Annotated in this window: 18 protein-coding genes; 15 read left to right on the top strand and 3 right to left on the bottom strand. The window is 67.6% G+C overall.

Annotated features, from left to right (window positions below):
- The 6 genes from WEB06_06120 to WEB06_06095 all read left to right on the top strand — a co-directional run bounded on the left by WEB06_06120 (window position 1) and on the right by WEB06_06095 (window position 5,664).
- Entirely contained in the window at window positions 1–1,248 is a 1,248-nt protein-coding gene (locus WEB06_06120; GenBank protein MEX2555191.1) for a glutamate-5-semialdehyde dehydrogenase, read from the top strand.
- Window positions 1,245–1,688 carry a ClbS/DfsB family four-helix bundle protein gene (locus WEB06_06115; protein MEX2555190.1) on the top strand — a complete coding sequence of 148 codons (444 nt, stop codon included), beginning with the start codon at window positions 1,245–1,247 and terminating at the stop codon, window positions 1,686–1,688. Before WEB06_06120 ends, WEB06_06115 begins: the two co-directional genes overlap by 4 nt.
- Complete coding sequence (locus WEB06_06110) at window positions 1,685–2,566, top strand: MoxR family ATPase (protein ID MEX2555189.1); 882 nt, start codon at window positions 1,685–1,687, stop codon at window positions 2,564–2,566. The genes WEB06_06115 and WEB06_06110 overlap by 4 nt, the downstream gene beginning before the upstream one ends.
- Window positions 2,567–3,006: 440 nt before the next feature.
- On the top strand, window positions 3,007–3,597 hold the full coding sequence (locus tag WEB06_06105; GenBank protein MEX2555188.1) for a DUF559 domain-containing protein: 591 nt from the start codon (window positions 3,007–3,009) through the stop codon (window positions 3,595–3,597).
- A gap of 4 nt (window positions 3,598–3,601) precedes the next feature.
- A complete protein-coding gene (locus WEB06_06100; GenBank protein ID MEX2555187.1) occupies window positions 3,602–4,954 on the top strand; it encodes a VWA domain-containing protein in 1,353 nt (450 codons plus the stop codon).
- Window positions 4,955–5,010: 56 nt separating this feature from the next.
- Window positions 5,011–5,664, top strand: coding sequence for a lysophospholipid acyltransferase family protein (locus tag WEB06_06095; GenBank protein ID MEX2555186.1), 654 nt, complete (start codon window positions 5,011–5,013; stop codon window positions 5,662–5,664).
- 58 nt (window positions 5,665–5,722) lie between these two features.
- On the opposite strand, the gene WEB06_06090 is transcribed toward WEB06_06095, so the two are convergent.
- A complete protein-coding gene (locus tag WEB06_06090) occupies window positions 5,723–6,712 on the bottom strand; it encodes a zinc metalloprotease (protein MEX2555185.1) in 990 nt (329 codons plus the stop codon).
- 96 nt (window positions 6,713–6,808) lie between these two features.
- Window positions 6,809–8,143 carry an aminotransferase class III-fold pyridoxal phosphate-dependent enzyme gene (locus tag WEB06_06085; protein ID MEX2555184.1) on the bottom strand — a complete coding sequence of 445 codons (1,335 nt, stop codon included), beginning with the start codon at window positions 8,141–8,143 and terminating at the stop codon, window positions 6,809–6,811.
- Window positions 8,144–8,289: 146 nt separating this feature from the next.
- Between WEB06_06085 and WEB06_06080 the strand changes: the two genes are divergently transcribed.
- The 9 genes from WEB06_06080 (at window position 8,290) to WEB06_06040 (ending at window position 15,157) form a co-directional block, all read left to right on the top strand.
- Entirely contained in the window at window positions 8,290–8,694 is a 405-nt protein-coding gene (locus WEB06_06080) for a plastocyanin/azurin family copper-binding protein (protein ID MEX2555183.1), read from the top strand.
- Window positions 8,695–8,697: 3 nt separating this feature from the next.
- Window positions 8,698–9,102: a plastocyanin/azurin family copper-binding protein gene (locus WEB06_06075; protein ID MEX2555182.1), complete on the top strand. Its 405-nt coding sequence runs from the start codon at window positions 8,698–8,700 to the stop codon at window positions 9,100–9,102.
- Window positions 9,103–9,140: 38 nt separating this feature from the next.
- Window positions 9,141–9,494 carry a plastocyanin/azurin family copper-binding protein gene (locus tag WEB06_06070; GenBank protein MEX2555181.1) on the top strand — a complete coding sequence of 118 codons (354 nt, stop codon included), beginning with the start codon at window positions 9,141–9,143 and terminating at the stop codon, window positions 9,492–9,494.
- Window positions 9,491–9,946, top strand: a complete 456-nt coding sequence (locus tag WEB06_06065; GenBank protein MEX2555180.1) for a plastocyanin/azurin family copper-binding protein — start codon at window positions 9,491–9,493, stop codon at window positions 9,944–9,946. The genes WEB06_06070 and WEB06_06065 overlap by 4 nt, the downstream gene beginning before the upstream one ends.
- Window positions 9,943–10,929, top strand: coding sequence for a biotin synthase BioB (bioB, locus tag WEB06_06060; GenBank protein MEX2555179.1), 987 nt, complete (start codon window positions 9,943–9,945; stop codon window positions 10,927–10,929). Before WEB06_06065 ends, bioB begins: the two co-directional genes overlap by 4 nt.
- Window positions 10,930–11,558: 629 nt before the next feature.
- Window positions 11,559–12,206 (top strand): nicotinate-nucleotide adenylyltransferase, encoded by a 648-nt coding sequence (nadD, locus tag WEB06_06055; protein MEX2555178.1) that lies wholly within the window; start codon window positions 11,559–11,561, stop codon window positions 12,204–12,206.
- A complete protein-coding gene (locus WEB06_06050; GenBank protein ID MEX2555177.1) occupies window positions 12,199–13,437 on the top strand; it encodes an LCP family protein in 1,239 nt (412 codons plus the stop codon). Before nadD ends, WEB06_06050 begins: the two co-directional genes overlap by 8 nt.
- Window positions 13,438–13,474: 37 nt before the next feature.
- Window positions 13,475–13,849, top strand: a complete 375-nt coding sequence (rsfS, locus tag WEB06_06045) for a ribosome silencing factor (GenBank protein ID MEX2555176.1) — start codon at window positions 13,475–13,477, stop codon at window positions 13,847–13,849.
- A 93-nt stretch (window positions 13,850–13,942) separates the two neighbouring features.
- Window positions 13,943–15,157, top strand: coding sequence for an HD domain-containing phosphohydrolase (locus tag WEB06_06040; GenBank protein ID MEX2555175.1), 1,215 nt, complete (start codon window positions 13,943–13,945; stop codon window positions 15,155–15,157).
- Between the two features lie 39 nt (window positions 15,158–15,196).
- Here the strand turns inward: WEB06_06040 and WEB06_06035 are convergent.
- Window positions 15,197–15,417 (bottom strand): S8 family serine peptidase (locus tag WEB06_06035; GenBank protein MEX2555174.1); only part of this gene is annotated, 221 nt, incomplete at its 5' end.

Genomic DNA, 15,417 nt, shown 5'->3' with positions numbered 1-15,417 from the left:
ATGAGTGAGGTGCTCGATATCGGCCGGCGCGCGAAGGCGGCCTCGCGACTGCTCGTCGGCGTCTCGACCGCGGTGAAGGATCGGGCGCTCGGGGCGATGGCCGATGCGTTGGAGGCGCGCGCCGACGACATCCTCGACGCCAACACCGAGGACCTCGAGCGCGCCGAAGCTGAGGGGATCACCGGCGCGCTGTTCGACCGGCTCACCCTGACGCCCGACCGGATCGCGGGGATGGCGACGGGCCTCCGCGAGGTGATCGGGCTGAAGGACCCGGCCGGGGAGGTCATCGGTGGCTGGACGCTCCCAAACGGCGTGCGCATCACCAAGATCCGCGTGCCGCTCGGCGTCGTCGGCATCATCTACGAGGCACGGCCGAACGTCACCGTGGACGCCGCAGGCCTCTGCGTCAAGAGCGGCAACGCGTGCATCTTGCGCGGCTCGCGCACAGCGATCTCATCGAACACCGTGCTCGCTCGGATCCTGGACGACGCCGGCACCGCAGCCGGGCTACCCCGCGACGCCGTGCAGTTGATCCCGTCCACCGACCGCGAGAGCGCCAAAGAGCTCATGCGCATGCGCGAATACGTGGACGTGCTGATCCCGCGCGGCGGCGCCGATCTGATCCGCACCGTCGTCGAGGAGTCCACCGTCCCCGTCATCGAGACCGGCGTCGGAAACTGCCACGTCTACGTCGACGCGCAGGCCGATCTCGCGAAAGCGCTGCCGATCCTGATCAACTCCAAGACGCAGCGGCCGGGCGTGTGCAACGCGGCCGAGACCCTGCTCGTGCATCGCGCGGCCGCCGACGCGTTCCTGCCCGGCGCGATCGACGCGCTGCTTTCCGCCGGCGTCGAGCTGCGCGGCGACGATCGCGCCCGCGCCTACTCCGACGCGATGAAGCCCGCGTCCGAGGACGACTGGTACGCGGAGTACCTCGATCTGATCATGGCGGTGAAGGTCGTGGACTCGCTCGACGAGGCGATCGAGCACGTGAACCGCTACGGCTCGAACCATACCGACGCGATCCTCACCGAGGACTACTCGGCCGCCCGCCGATTCGAGCAGCAGGTCGACTCGGCCTGCGTGATGGTCAACGCCTCGACGCGCTTCGCCGACGGCAGCGAGTTCGGCTTCGGCGCCGAGATCGGCATCTCGAACCAGAAGCTCCACGCGCGCGGCCCGATGGCCCTCCCCGAGCTGACCGCCTACAAGTACCTCGTCGAAGGGGAAGGCCAGGTCCGCGCGTGACCAAGTCGAAGAAGGACCTCCTCGACGAAGAGGACGCCGCCTGGCATCCGCTCCGCGAACGTTTCCACCAACTCTCGGACGACGACTACCTGAAGCCGGGCGTGAACGGCGACTGGAACGCCAAGGACATGCTCGCTCACATCGCCGTCTGGCACGCGAGCGCGACCGACCGGCTGGAGTCGCACCGCACGACCGGTACGCTGCCGCCGCTGGGCGCCGCCGTGGACGCGATCAACGCGGAGCAGTACGAACGCTGCAAGGACCTCAACCTCAACGACGCGAAAGCGATGTCGGGCGCGGCCAGGCACCGGTTCCGCGAGGAGATGGCGATGCTCCCCAACGAGCCCGACGAAAGGGTTGCGATGCTCATCTACGGCGACGGTGCCGAGCACTACCAGGAACACATCGAGCAGCTCGACGAATTCCTGGGGGCACGATGAACCGCTTCGATTCGCCCGAGGAAGTCGTCAAGCGGCTGGGTGAAACCGACTACCTCTCCGATGAATCGATCGCGACCGTCGTGTTCCTGGCCGACCGGCTCGGCAAGCCCGTGCTCGTCGAAGGCCCGGCCGGGACGGGAAAGACCGAGCTCGCGAAAGCCGTCGCCGGCGCGACCGGCTCGAAGCTGATCCGCCTGCAGTGCTACGAAGGTGTCGACGAAGCGAAGGCGCTCTACGAGTGGAACTACAAGAAGCAGCTCCTGCGGATCCAGGCCGAGGGCGGCCGCGAGCAGTCGTGGGAAGAGGTTGAGACGAACATCTTCTCCGAGGACTTCCTGCTCGAGCGGCCGCTGCTCGCGGCGATCCGTACCGCCGAGCCGACGGTGCTCCTGGTCGACGAGATCGACAAGACCGACTTCGAGTTCGAAGGCCTTCTGCTCGAGCTCCTGTCGGACTTCCAGGTCACGATCCCCGAGATGGGAACGGTGGTCGCCAAGCAGATCCCGTTCGTCTTCCTGACCTCCAACAACACCCGCGAGCTGTCCGAGGCGCTGAAGCGCCGGTGCCTATACCTCTACTTGGACTACCCCGACCTCGAGCGCGAGAAGGCGATCGTGCTCACGCGCGTGCCCGAGGTCCCGGAGATGCTCGCCGACCAGATCGTGCGGCTCGTGCGCTCGATGCGGACGATGGAGCTGAAGAAGGCGCCGTCGATCGCGGAGACGCTCGACTGGGCTCGGACGCTGCTGCACCTGGGCGTGACCGAGATGGACGAGGACGTCGCGCGCCGCACGCTCAGCGTCCTCCTGAAGTTCCAGACCGACATCGAGAAGGTCGGTGGACACCTGAAGATCCAGCCGGACCCGAGGAACAACTAACCGCGATCTGACCCGAGCGCCGCTATCCGGTCACGCACCGACCCCTCCAAGCCGCGAATCGTGGTATCCGTGTGTGATTGAGGGCGTCATACGACCAGAATCACACACGGCGATCCGTTGACCGGCGCGTCGCACGCATCGCCGGCCGCCAACACGGGCTCATCACGCGAGCGCAAGCCACGGCGTGTGGGGTCACACGTGGCGAGGTTCGCTGGCGGCTCGCCTCGTGCCGTTGGGAGGCCGTCTATCGCGGCGTCTACCGGCTCGCGGGTTCACCACAGTCGAAATGGCAGCAAGCGATGGCCGCCTGTCTCCACTTCGGAGGAGGCGCTGCGTTGTCGCATCGATCTGCGGCCGCGCTTCGTGCTTTCCCCGGTTTCGCCCGAGCGACCTTGGAGATCACGGTTCCCAGGAATCGCAATCGCCGAGCGTCGTCTTCGGTGATCGTTCACTCGACTCCAGACCCGATCCCGCCGGATGACATCACCGGGATAGACGGGATCCCCGTCACGACGCCGGCTCGTACGCTCCTGGACCTGCCCACGGTAGTACCAGAACGGGTCGTCGAGCGCGCTCTCGACGATGCCTTGCGCCGTCGCCTCGTAACGCTCCGGTTCCTCGACTCGTGGCTCCAAGACCCTCACAGGAAGAGGCACCGGGGGTGGCGGGCGCTGAGGAGGCTCGTCGATGCGCGCATGGACCGCGGCATCACGGAAAGCCATCTTGAGGACGACTTCCTTCGCCTGGTAAGGGCTGCCGATCTCCCCCAGCCACGGATCCAGTACATCCTCCGCGACGGCGACCGATTCATCGCCCGGTTGGACTTCGCGTACCCCGAGCAGCGAGTGGCCATCGAGGTCGACGGCTTCCGTTACCACGCCGACCGTCGCGCGTTCGACGACGACCGCGCCCGAGCGAACGCGATCCAAGCGATGGGCTGGCTCGTGCTGAGGATCACCGCGAAGCACCTCGAGGAGGCCCCCGACGACGTCGTGGCGTGGGTACGCCGGGCGCTCAGCCGGTACGCTTGAGCGGATGCTGACGCGCCTCCTCGACTTCACGCACGCGTTGCGGAACGCGGGCGTGCCGGTGGCCGCGAGCGAGAACATCGACGCGCTCCGCGCCCTCGGACACATCCCCTTCGAGGATCGCGAGGCCTTCCGGGCGGCGCTCGCCACCACGATGGTGAAGAGCGAGGCGCACATGCAAGCGTTCGACGTCCTGTTCGACCTGTACTTCGGCGCCGGGCCCAACCCCGAGGCGACCGACGCCCGCGACAGCGAAGATCCGCAGACCGGCCCCGAGGAATATCTCGAAGATCTCTTCCGCGCGCTGCTGGCCGGCGACGGGTCGGCCATGCGCGACATGGCGCGGCGGGCGGTGGCCCAGTTCGGACGCGTGGAGTCGCAGCAGGGCGGCAGCCCGTACTTCCAGTACCGCGTGTTCCGCGTGGTCGACCTCGACGCGATGATGCGCCGCCTGATGGACGAGCTGTCCGGCCGCGACGATCTCACCGCGCTGGAGCGTCAGATGTGGAAGGACGAGTTCGAGGCGCGCGTGAAGGCTTTCCGCGAGGAGATCGACGCCGAGGTGCGCCGCCGCCTCGCCGAGCACCGCGGGCCCGAGGCCGTCGCGCGTCACAGCGTCCGGCCGCTCCCCGAGGACCTGGAGTTCGTGCGCGCCACCCGCGACGAGATCGCGCAGCTGCGCCGCGCGATACGCCCGCTCGCACGCAAGCTCGCGACGCGGCTGGCGATGCGCCGCAAGCACCAGCGCCGCGGGCGCCTCGATGTGCGCAAGACGGTGCGGCGTTCCCTGTCGACCGGCGGCGTGCCTTTCGACACCCGCTACAAGAACAAGACACCCCACCGGCCGGAGCTGTTCGTCCTCTGCGACATCTCCGGGTCGGTTTCGGCGTTCGCTCGATTCACCCTGATGTTCGTCCACGCGTTCCAGGCGCAGTTCACGCGGGTGCGGTCGTTCGTTTTCGTCGACACCCTCGATGAGGTAACCCACTTCTTCGAGCACGAGGACTTCGTCGACGCCGTCGAGAAGATGCAGGCCGAAGCCAACGTCGTCTGGCTCGACGGCCACTCCGACTACGGCACCTCGCTCGAGAGGTTCTGGGAGCGTTACGGCGAATCGGTGGGCCCGCGGGCGAGCGTGCTCGTGCTCGGAGATGCGCGCAACAACTATCGGGCCTCGTCCGCGTGGGTGCTCAAGGCGCTCAAGCAGAAGGCCAGGCGCGTGTACTGGCTGAACCCAGAGCCGGTCCGCTACTGGGACACCGGCGACTCGATCTCCTCCGAGTACGCCCGCTACGCGGACGGGATGATCGAGGTCCGCAACCTCCGCCAGCTCGAGGAGTTCATCTCCCGGGTCGTGTAAGGCCCGCTCCACCGGCCGCCATGACTTTCTCTACCATTTGGTAGATAATCCAGCTCATGTTCTACCGGGCGTGGTGGGTCGTCCTCTCGCCGATCATCCGTCTGTACTGGCGGATCCGGGTCGTCGGGCGAGACAACCTGCCACGGAAGGGCGGCGTGATCCTGGCGTCCAACCACCAGTCGGGGCTCGACCCGGTCGTGGTCGGGGGGATCGTCAATCGGCCGATCTATTGGCTCGCCAAGATCGAATACGTGGTGACCCCGAAGGTCGCGTGGTTCTTCAAGAGCGTCGGCGTGATCCCCGTGAATCGCGACGCGCCCGAGCACGTCGCCATCGAGCGAGCGGCCGAGACCGTCCGAGCCGGAAAGATATTCGGCATCTACCCCGAAGGAACGCGCAGCCCGGACGGTCGGGTCTACAAGGGGTACACGGGCGTCGCGCGCATCGCGGAGATGAGTGGCGCGCGGGTCGTTCCGTGCGGCGTCCTCAACACGCTAGAGGCGCTCCCGAAGGGCAAGATCATGGCCCGGCCGCTCAAGGTCGAGGTTCGGTTCGGGCCGGCTCTCTACTTCAAGATCGGAACCGGCGAGGATCCCCACGAGGCGTACCGCCGCTTCACCGACGAGGTGATGGATGCGATCGCTTCGCTCACGGGCAAGGAGCTCGTTCCCGACCGTCACTCGCGCGAGCCCCGGCGCGCCGCCGGCTAGCCTTTGACACCGAAAGCGAACGGGCGCCCCCAGGGCGCCCGTTCGAGGTCTGGCACGCTTACTTGTTCAACCGGAACGCTGAGTACTGCGTGTCCATCCGCGCGTCTTGACCCGGCGTGAACTCGAACATACAGAAGTCGTCCGAGTAGTCCATGAAGTTGTGGATCGGGTCGTCGCCCGCCTGAAGGAGGCAACTGTTGCGGCCGATCGGGCAGCCGAACGCAGGCTGTGCTTCGGCAGGCGTGTCCGCGACCGAGTCTCCCGTGCCGGTACAGCCGCCTTGGAAGGTGTGGTACAGGCCCATCCAGTGTCCGACCTCGTGAACGAGTGTGTCGCCCTCGTTATATGGGTTGTTCGGGACTCCTCCCCCCGGGACGGAGTCGTTGGCGATCACGACGCCGTCCTTGGTGTTCGCCCCACCTCTTCCTCCCGCCTTGGTTGGGAAGGTCGCCCACCCGAGAAGGGAACCGTTGTTGATGCCGGTGTAAACGTTGAGGTCGTCCATGGAGCCCTCGTGGAGCGCGTTCTTCATCTGGGTCTCAGCGCCGGAACCGGGCGTGGCCCGGTACCACTGCGCATTGAGCGTGTGCGTGGTCTGGGCCAGCGTGAACGTCCAACTCTCACCGGCACCGAGCGTGGAGAAGTCGAACGCGGCGTTCATCACGTCGATCTGCTCGGCGATGACGGCGTCGGAGATGTTGCCGTCACCGTTGCTGTCCTGGATCACGTGGAAGTACACGGGGATGTTCCCGCCCTGCACGCCGCCTCCGGGCGGAGGCGGAGGCTCGCGACCCGTGGTGGAGGAAGGTGCGACCGAGTTCGGGTCCTTCGCCGTATCGCGCGCACCCTTGCGGATACGAAGGTCGGTCTCTTCATGACCGCCGGAAACGGAGTCGGCGTGAACCTCTGCCGGATCACAGAGGCGATCGGCACCGATCGCGGCAACGGCCTTGTCCAACGCCGAAAGCTTGGAAGCGCTCGCGCCGCCCGGTACGACCATGGCTGCGAGTGCGATGACGGACAGCAGAACACGAACGCGTGAGCGCATCCGATCTCCCCCTTCTTTCCCCCGCTGATCAGCGGCGATCGACTCCGGTTTGGATACGGTACGTGGAGCGCCTTACCTCGTCAACCGTCGTACGGCCTAGATCTCGGCCAATACTTCGCTCAAACGAGCAAGTACCGTTTCGACGATTTCGTCGGAAATATCCAGTGCCGGCTCGATGCGGATCGTCGTCGCTGAGACCTGGGTACCGGCGACGAGAATTCCCCGCCGGAAGAGTCCGGCAGCCACGCGATACCCGATCTCGTGATCAGGGAACACCAAACCGATGAGCAGTCCGCGGCCGCGGATGTCGACGAGAACGTCTGGGTACCGCCTGCGTAGCTCGCGCAGTCCGTTCATGAAACGTTCGCCGTGCTTCGCGGCTTTCTCCCACAGGCGCTCGCGAAGCGTCACGTGGATCGACGCGATGGATGCCGCGCAGGCGAGCGGATTCCCGCCGAATGTCGACGTGTGGAGGAAGGGGTTCGCCTCGAGCGATTTCCACACGTGCGGGCGTCCCATGAACGCGCCGACCGGCATGACCCCGCCGCCGAGCGACTTCGCCACGGCGATGATGTCGGGTACGACCCCCCAGTGATCGACGGCCCACAGCGCGCCCGTTCGTCCGAGGCCGGTCTGCACCTCGTCCGCGACGAGCAGCACGTTGTACCGGTCGCAGAGCTCGCGCAACGCCGGCCAGTACTCGTCCGGCGGGACGACCGCGCCGGCTTCGCCTTGGATGGGCTCCATCACGACGGCGGCGATCTCGTCGGCGTGGTACTCGAGCACCGACTCGACAGCCGCGGCGTCGCCGAATGGGACGCGATGGACGCCGTCCAGCAGCGGCTCGACCGGCTCGCGGAACTGCGGTTTGCCCATCAGCGACAGGGCGCCGAGCGTCTTGCCGTGGAAGGCGCCTTCCGCGCAGACGAACCCAGGCTTCCCGGTGGAGACGCGTGCGACTTTCATCGCGCCTTCCATCGCCTCGGTGCCGGAGTTGCACACGAACGCGTTCGAGATGTCGCCGGGAGCGATGTCGGCGAGCAGGCGGCAGAGCATCGCGCGCACCGGGTCGAGCAGCTCCTGGGTCGGGAGCGGGTTGCGCTGGAGCTGCGCCGTCACGGCGGCGATGACCTCGGGATGGCGGATGCCCAGGTTGTAGATCCCGTAGCCGCCGAGGCAGTCGATCCACTCGCGGCCGTGGAGGTCACGAACCGTTGTTCCCTCGCCGGTCCACTCGATCGCGGCGAAGTCGCCCGCCTCGGTGACGGCCTTGCGGTACCGGACCAAGCCGGGCGTGTAGTGGGCGTCGTAGTCCTCGACGGTGCGCTTTGCGATCAGGTCCCGGGCGCCCTCGTCGGGGTCGGGCCCCATGATCAGGCCGAGCATCTCTTGGGACTCCTCGAGGGCGCGGCGCAGGTCTTTGGGGTCCATGAGCCCAGGCTACCAGCGGTTCCGCGCCGGAAACGTGGGAACGCAAGCGCACGAGCATCGTATCGGGAGATTCACGTAGGATTCCGGCGGCTTCGCTGCCGGCGGTCCCGACGCTGGCCGCACCTCAGATCTCGAAAGGAGCTTGGATGCGCCGTTTCGCTCACGCCCTCACGCTCATCGCCTCGCTCGCGCTCCTGGGAACCGCGTGCGCGAGCGACAAGGCAACCGGCCTGCCCGCCGGCCCGACGGAAGCGCCCTCGGCCGCCGTGTGTGATGGCACGATCGAGATGAACGACGAGCTGAAGTTCGTCCCCGAGAATTGCACGATCAAGGTCGGCACGACCGTGACCTGGACCACCGTCGGCTCCGCGCCGCACACGTCGACCTCGGAGCCCACGGCGCCGGTGGAGTTCGATTCGGAGCAGGTCGCCTCCGGCGGGAGCTTCGATTTCACGTTCGAGACGGCCGGCGAGGTCCCGTACTACTGCAAGCTCCACGCCTCGGCGGGTGCCCGCGCCGGAATGATCGGCACGATCGTCGTCGAGGCCTAGCTCATGCGCCGGCTCGCTCACGCCCTGGCGCTCATCGCCGCGCTGGCCCTCGTCACGACCGCGTGCGGAGGGAACGAGGACAGCGGCCTGCCTTCGGCCGACCCGACGAGCACGCCCGCGGATCATGTGACGATCGTCGACAGCGCTTTCGAACCAAAGACATTCCAGATCCTCGTCAACACCGAGGCCCGGTGGGTCCAGACCGGATCGCTCCCGCACTCGGTGACGGCCGACGACGGCTCTTTCACGTCGCATCTCGCGTGTTCTGCCAGCGATACCTCCCAGTGCATGAAGACGGATGACGAGTTCAAGCACCTGTTCACGAAGGCGGGGTCGTACCCGTACCACTGCGTGATCCACGGCGGCCCGGGCGGCAGCGGCATGTCGGGCGTCATCGTCGTCACGTGACTCGTGTCGGCCTGTCGGCCCTCGCTATCGCCGTGGGAATGCTCGTAGCGGCCTGCGGGGGCGACGAGCCCGGCGCAACGGCGCCGACTCCGACCCAACTGCCTACCGGTGTGACGGCCGAAGTGCTCGACAACGAGTTCAAGCCGGCACGGGTCGTGATCGCGACCGGCGGAACGGTCAGGTGGAACTACACCGGCCCGATAGGACTCCACACGATGACTGAGTCGAACGCGCTGTTCGACTCGCACCCGGATTGTCCCGCGAAGCCCGCCGCTTGCATGAAAGCGAAGGGCGACACCTTCTCCCACACGTTCGCAGGCGCCGGCACCTTCACGTACAGCTGCAAGGTCCACGGCGAGATCATGAGCGGAACGGTGATCGTACGAGGATGAGCAGCGTCCGGCGATGCACCCTCGCGATGTCGATCGTGATCTTCGCGTTCGCGACCGCCTGCGGCGGTGACGATCCGGTCGCGGGGCCGACGCCGGGTGTGACGGATCCGACCAGCACGACGACCACCACGCCCGTAACCACCCCGGACACGACGCCGGGAAGGACCGGACGGACCGTGGACGTGATCGACAACGCCTACGTGCCTCCGGAGTTGACGGTCTCCGTCGGCACCGAAGTCATCTGGACCTACGCCGGTCCGGACGCTCCCCATTCCGTGACGGCCACCGACCGATCGTTCGATTCGCACCCGGACTGCAGCGAAAGCCGTTTGGACGCTTGCATGCAGACGGCGGGTGAGACTTTTCGCTTCACGTTCACGACGGCCGGTCGATCCACGTACAGCTGCAAGATCCACGGCGAGCTCATGAGCGGCACGATCATCATCGAATGACCGACATCATCGAGCGCTGCCGCACGACCCTCCTGGGGGACGGCGGAACCCTCACGCCCGACGACGCGCGCGCTCTGGTCGAACTTCCAGACGAACGTCTGCCCGACCTGATCGCGCTCGCGCACCAGGTCCGCCTCGCGCACGCCGGGCCCGAGGTCGAGGTCGAGTCGATCCTCTCCGCGAAGACCGGCGGCTGCCCGGAGGATTGTCACTTCTGCTCGCAGTCCGGACGCTTCGAGACGACCGTTCGCCCCGAGCCGTTCCTGCCGACCGCGGACATCGTCGAGGCGGCGCGCCGGAGCCAAGAATCCGGCGCGACCGAGTTCTGCATCGTGCTCGCGATCCGCGGCCCCGACGATCACATCATGGAGCGCACGCTCGAGGCGGTGGCCGCGATCCGCGACCGGACCGCCATGAACGTGGCGTGCTCGCTCGGGATCCTGACCCGCGACCAGGCGGTGACCCTGGCCGACGCCGGCGTGCATCGCTACAACCACAACCTGGAGACGGCCCGGTCCTTCTTCCCGAGCATCGCCACGACCCACACCTGGGACGAGCGATACGAGACCTGCCGGCTCGTCCAAGAGGTCGGGATGGAGTTGTGCTCCGGAGGGATCATGGGGATGGGGGAGTCCTGGGATCAGCGGATCGAGTTCGCGTTCCAGCTCGGCGAGCTGGCTCCGTCCGAGATCCCCTTGAACTTCCTCAACCCACGCCCGGGGACGCCGCTCGCCGGCCGGCCGGTCCTCGGCCCGCTCGACGCGCTCAAGTGCATCGCGCTGTTCCGGCTGATCCACCCGGCCGTTCTGCTCCGCTACGCGGGCGGACGGGAGGTCACCCTCCGCGAGCTCCAAGCCACCGGGATGCTTGCGGGCATCAATGCGCTGATCGTCGGGAACTACCTCACGACGCTCGGACGCTCTCCGGAGCAGGACCTGGCGATGCTGGCGGACCTCGGGATGCCCGTGAAGGGGAAAAGCTGAGAAGGGCGTGGCCGCGACCGAAGAACGATTCTGTGTTCGTTGTGGCCGCGAGCTCACCGCTCCTCGGCGAGAGCGGAGCGAGCAACATGCCGACTGCTTGAGCGCGCTCGTCCTCGAGCCGCCGCGATTCTGTGGGAACTGCGGGAGGAAGCTCCGCGTCCAAGTATTGCCGGACGGTTTTCGCGCGACCTGTGCCGCTCACGGCGACGTGACTTTTCCCACATGAAGTTTCTTGGGCTCGACTCTTGGGGAAAGGAGCCCATCATCGTAAGATTGGCCGATCTCGCGGTGGAGGGGTCTGCGGTGCACCCAAGGGAGCTCGGGCACCCAGGCCCGAAAGGGGAGCGAATGAGCCTCACTTGTCCCGTCTGTACGGACGTCGACATCCTCGCGACTCGCTCGGACGACGCGATCGATATCTGCCTCTGTTTGTCGTGCCGCGCCACATGGGTCGATCGTGGCGAGGGACCCGAGGACATCCAGCCCCATCGCGTACGACGCGCTCCGATCACCGGGCCGCGCCTCGATCGCGCCCTCGGCTAGCCCGAAACAGCAGGTCTTCCCCCTGTAACCCTTCCCCCTCCTTGGTGCACGTCGCCCCGAGCACCCGGCGTTAGACTGCGTCACGGATGGCGATCTCCACGCGCCCGGCCGTCGGCGTCATGGGCGGCACCTTCAACCCGATCCACATCGGTCACCTCGTCACCGCCGAGGAGGCCCTGTTCGCGTTCGGGCTCCGCGAGGTCATCTTCGTCCCCGCCGGCCGCCCATGGCAGAAAGAGGGCATCGACGTCGCCGAGTCCGAGCATCGATATCTGATGACGGTGATCGCGACCGCACCGAACTCGCACTTCCAGGTATCGCGGATCGAGATCGACGGCACCGGGCCGACCTACACGGTCGAGACCCTTCGGGCGCTACGCGACCGGCTCGGGGACGTCGAGCTGTACTTCATCACCGGGGCAGACGCGATCCTCCAGATCCTGACCTGGAAGGACCCCAAGGAGGTCCTGAGCGAGGCGAGGTTCATCGCCGCCACCAGGCCGGGCTACGACCTGGACCGTCTCGAGAAGGAGCTGCCGGAGGGGTTCGGAGACCGGGTTCACATCCTCGAGATCCCGGCCCTGGCCATCTCCTCCACCGACGTGCGGCGCCGCGTCCGGGAAGGCCGGCCGGTGCGCTACCTGCTCCCCGAGGGCGTTGCCCGATACATCGAGAAGAACGACCTGTACTCGGGTCCGGAAAGCCCGACCGGGAGGACGCCGGCCCATGACTGACACGCTGCCCCGGGTCGAGCCGGGAGCTCGCCGGGAGCGCCGGAGACGCCGAGCCCTCCGCCGCCGGCTGGGCATCGGTTCCGCGGTCGCCGTACCGGTCATCGTCCTGCTCGTGGTGATCGTCGCGCAGCTCGGCGGGAGTGACCCCCGCCCGACACCGATACCGGTCGGCGGATCGGCCGAGGGCGACCAGGTCACCTACCTGCTCGTCGGGACCCGCGCCGACGACACGACCGGCGGCGCCGACTGGCTCACGCTCCTCGCCGTCGACCGTGCGGGCACCGATCCGCTCACGTTGTTCGTTCCGGCCTCGACCCTCACCGAGATCCCCGGCTACGGATTCGACGCGATCGGAAAGGCGATGGCGCTCGGTCGCCTGCCGCTCCAGGAGGTCGCGGTGGAGAACATGCTCGGCGCCACCGTCGATCACACGATGGTGGTTTCCGAGCAGCTGGTCTCGCGTCTGGTCGACCTGGCGGGCGGGATCGAGGTCGACGTCCCCGAGCGCCTGCTCGCCCCGTCGGGAACCGATCGTCTCGTCCCCGTCTTCGAGGCGGGACCGCAGCGGTTCGACGGCGCCGGCGCGATCCGATACCTCCAGTTCAAGGGCGAGAAGGACGACGAGCTCGCGCGTGCGGTTCGCTCGCAACAGGTCTGGGAGGGCTTGTATTCGCGCTTCGAGGGGGAGCGCGCCGCCGACCTGAAGCGGATCGTCGCTTCGCTGCTGACTTCCTCCCCGGTCACGGATGCGCCGCCGGAGGACGCCGGCGCGTTCCTCGGTGCGTTCGCGGCCGCCGGCGCGGATGCGCGCGCCTACCGGACGCTCCCCGTCGAGGCCGTGGGATCGGGCGGAGCGGAGGACGCGTTCCGCGTGCAGCAGACGCGGCTCGATGAGCTGGTCCGCACGCTGCTCGCCGGGTCCTTGCCGCCCGCGGGTCCCGGACGCGGCGCGCGCGTTCAAGTGCTGAACGGCAACGGCGAGCCGGAGACGGGACTTTCCGTCGCGAACCTCCTCGTCCCGTCGGGTTTCCGGATCGCCGACACTGGGAATGCCAGGTCGTTCGACTTCGATCGCACGAAGATCATCGTGTACCGGGAGGCCGACTTGCCGATAGCGATACGGATCCGCGACTTGCTCGGCCTCGGCGCGATCGAGATCAGCCGCACGCAGCAGACGATCGTGGACGTCACGGTCGTCGTTGGACGCGACTTCGTCGCACGGCATTCCTGAGTTGCCGCCCCGGGTTCCGTCCACGAAGACGCTCGCGGTGAAGGCCGCTCGCGCGGCCGCCGACAAGAAGGCGTCCGACGTCGTCGTGCTCGAGGTTCGGGACCTCATCGTCATCACGGACTATTTCGTGATCGCCTCCGGCGCGACCGAGCGGCAGGTGCGAACGATCGTGGACTCGGTCGAGAAGGCCCTCGCCGAGAAGGGCGTGAAGCCGCTCCGCCGGGAGGGCTTGGAGCAAGGCCGTTGGGCACTCCTCGACTTCGTCGACTTCGTCGTCCACGTCTTCACGAGTGAAGAGCGGAACTACTACGAGCTCGAGCGTCTGTGGAAGGACGCCCCGCGTTTGCGCTGGGAGGAACCGGTGCGAAGCGGCACCCGGCGGACACGGGCCACACCCGACACGTCGGGATGAACCCCCACAGGGTGGCTTCAGTCGCTCAAGCGTCTTGAGGCTCCCGACGACAACACTGGAAGGGGCGGTGACGTCCGTTCCATTTCCATACCTATGTCGGGAACTCGCGAAGGGCGCTGGCATGGCAGGCCGGTTCTATCGGCCGGCCTTCGCACGGCCGTCTTCGCCGGGCCGATAGGCGCAGCGGTCACCGTTTCCATCCTTGTCGGTACGAACCTTCCCGATGCCGCAGGGACCGGTTCGCGGCTGCTCCGGTGGGCCGTTCTGCTCGTGGTTTCGACCGGCGTGTTGCTCGCCACCGACCGGCTCGCCCGGCGCCTGCTCCCGCTCGCCGTCCTGCTGAAGCTCTCGCTCGCCTTCCCCGACGACGCGCCTTCCCGTCTCGCGGTGGCTCGCGCGGCGGCCAACCTGAAAGAGCTCGAGGAGCGCGTCCGCATCGCGCGCACGACCGGCTTCGACGAGCAGCCTGCCCATGCGGCCGAGATGATCCTGTCGCTGGTTGCCGCCGTCGAGGCGCACGATCGCGCGACGCGCGGACACTCCGAGCGGGTTCGCGTCTACACGGACTTGATCGGCGAGCAGATGAAGCTCTACCCGGAGGACCGCGACCGTCTTCGCTGGGCCGCGATGGTTCACGACGTCGGCAAGCTCGAGGTGCCGCGCTCTGTGCTCAACAAGCCCGGCCCCCTCGACCCCGGTGAGCTCGAGGTCGTTCGGCGTCATCCCGAGGACGGCGCGCGCATGACCGCGCCGCTCCACGAGTGGCTCGGTGAGTGGGCGAACGCGATCGTCGAGCATCACGAGCGTTTCGACGGCCGGGGGTACCCCGGTGGTCGCGGCGGATCGACGATCTCGCTCGGAGCGCGCATCGTCGCGGTCGCCGACGTGTACGAGACGATGACGGCAACGCGTCCCTACCATCGCCCGAAGAGCCCGGCGAAGGCGCGTGAGGAGCTCGTTCGCTGCGCGGGAACCCAGTTCGACCCGGCGGTGGTGAACGCGTTCCTTCAAGTTTCGGTGCGGAAGCTGCGGTTGGTCAGCGGTCTCGGCCCGTGGCTGGCCCAGACGCCGCCCCTCCGGGGACTTCGCGGCATCGCGACCGCCGCCAGACGAACCACCTCCGCAGCGGCCGTGATGATCGTTGCGGTCGTCATGTCTGTGGCGGGAACGCCGTCTCCCATCCCTGGCGCGCGGCGGGGGGCTCCGGCCGCACCCGACGCCGGTGTGTCGGCGGGCCGGCATGCGCCGGCGACCACGCCAGGGATGACGCTCGAAGACTTGCTCCTCCGGTTCGACACAGAAGGCTGAGCCGGCCCGCGACGCGAGCCGGCTCAGGCTCCGGTGGGTCTAGAGGTTCGTGAACAGCAGGTGGTTGTTCGCCGTGTTGGCGGAGGTCACCTTGCCCTTGGTGGTCAGGTTGAAAAGCGCCTGACGGACCGCAGCCGGTGAGGCGCCCGGCGTCCCCTGCAGATACAGAGCCGCCACGCCCGCGGTGTGCGGGGCCGACATCGACGTTCCGCTGATCGTCCTGGTCGCGGTGTCGCTCGTGCTCCACGCCGACGTGATCT

The sequence above is a fragment of the Actinomycetota bacterium genome, from assembly GCA_040905475.1.
GTDB lineage: Bacteria > Actinomycetota > AC-67 > AC-67 > AC-67 > DATFGK01.
The sequence above is the reverse complement of the archived record's forward strand: the minus strand, read 5'-3'. Positions and strand labels throughout refer to the sequence as shown.